Origin of the sequence: Planktotalea frisia (assembly GCF_001890925.1) — a bacterium.
GTDB lineage: Bacteria > Pseudomonadota > Alphaproteobacteria > Rhodobacterales > Rhodobacteraceae > Planktotalea > Planktotalea frisia.
In genome coordinates, this window is record NZ_MLCB01000012.1 from 1 (window position 1) to 1,431 (window position 1,431).

The 1,431-nt window shown below is 50.9% G+C and carries 3 protein-coding genes; 1 reads left to right on the plus strand and 2 read right to left on the minus strand.

Features of this window, described 5'->3' with window-relative positions; genetic code table 11:
- Positions 1-113: 113 nt before the first annotated feature.
- Positions 114-440: an endoribonuclease MazF gene (gene mazF, locus PFRI_RS00820; protein WP_072628873.1), complete on the minus strand. Its 327-nt coding sequence runs from the start codon at positions 438-440 to the stop codon at positions 114-116.
- 1 nt (position 441) lies between these two features.
- Positions 442-684: an AbrB/MazE/SpoVT family DNA-binding domain-containing protein gene (locus PFRI_RS00825; protein WP_072628874.1), complete on the minus strand. Its 243-nt coding sequence runs from the start codon at positions 682-684 to the stop codon at positions 442-444.
- A gap of 187 nt (positions 685-871) precedes the next feature.
- On the opposite strand from PFRI_RS00825, the gene PFRI_RS00830 reads away from it, so the two are divergent.
- Positions 872-1,431: IS110 family RNA-guided transposase (locus tag PFRI_RS00830; protein ID WP_217653399.1), on the plus strand; the 560-nt coding region annotated here is incomplete at its 3' end.

A 1,431-nucleotide genomic window follows, 5' to 3' on the forward strand; every position in this document is an offset into this window, starting at 1 on the left:
CGGATCATGCGGTTAGCTGAATCGTTCTACGGTCAGACGTCAACCCGTCAAAAGTCGGGTGCTCGAGGACTCTGTGTATATATAATATTATGACTTAGGATCGCAAAACTGCCTCACCCCTGGATCAAGGCCACGGACTTAGCGCGCACCTCGGCAAGCTCCGTTGAGGTAACTTGCCCTTTCCGCTTTGCTTTTCTCACTTTCCAATCCAGGCTTTTGACCTGATCTGCAAGTGCTGCGCTGGTCTGCGGCCCGTCGATGACCACTTCGAACGGATATCCCTTCAACTTAGTCGTCATCGGACAGCAAAGCATCAGGCCAATCTTGTTGTATTTTGCCGGGCTCAAAACGAGTGCTGGACGGTGTCCGGCTTGCTCATGACCCGCTTGCGGATTGAATTGGAGCCAGACAATGTCTCCGGCCTCTGGAATGTAGGCCATATCAGAGAGCTTCTTGACCCAATGGTCCGCCCATTTCTATCGCTTCGTGACAGTTTTCGCTGGTGATAGATTCCAACAAATCGTCCAACAAGAATTCTGGCGATTGATCCGGTTCGATAATGATGCGCCCATTTTCTTCACGTACATCAACGGGTGTGTCGAGCGATAGCTTCGCTGCCTGCATAACGGCTGCAGGTATCCGAACGGAAGCACTGTTACCCCATTTTTTCACAATCACGCGCATGTCTCATCCTCAACTTGAACCCAAGACATAAGCTTAACGCAAGCATGTGTCAACATTGTTGATACGCTGAGAATCTGATGGATTGGATGCCCCTCCTGCCGGTTTATACTTGAACCGAGGCACCCCAGAAAAGGGTGCGATTATGGAGGATAAGACTATGGAAAATATACATATATTAGGCGTAGACTTGGCCAAGCGCACATTCGCTATCTGCGGGGCTGATAAGAACAGTTATGTTGTATTTAGGCAAAAGTTGACCAGACCGCAGTTCCAGAAAACCCTCTCAAATCTGCCTCCATGCATCATCGCCATGGAAGCTTGCGGGTCCGCGCACCACTGGGCTCGTGTCGCTCAAGCAGCAGGCCATGAAGTCCGACTTATCCCCGCACAATACGTCAAAGCCTTTGTCAAACGCCACAAGAATGATGCGATTGATGCTGAAGCGATCGTGGAAGCTGCCTCACGACCTTCCATGCAAACCGTTGCGGTGAAAGACGATAACCAGCAAGCTCAGGGGATGATTTTTCGGACGCGAGAGATGTTTGTTAAGCAACGAACCCAGCTGATCAATGCAGTCCGGGCCCACCTGACAGAATATGGAATCGTACTGCCGCAGCAACGCCGCAATGGCCGCTTGTTTGCAAAGCGCTGCCGTTCGGAATTCGACACTGCGCCGGAAATCGTCACTTCGCTAATCGAGATATATCTCAAGCAGATTGAGGCCGTTGATGTTGAAGTCGCCGCATT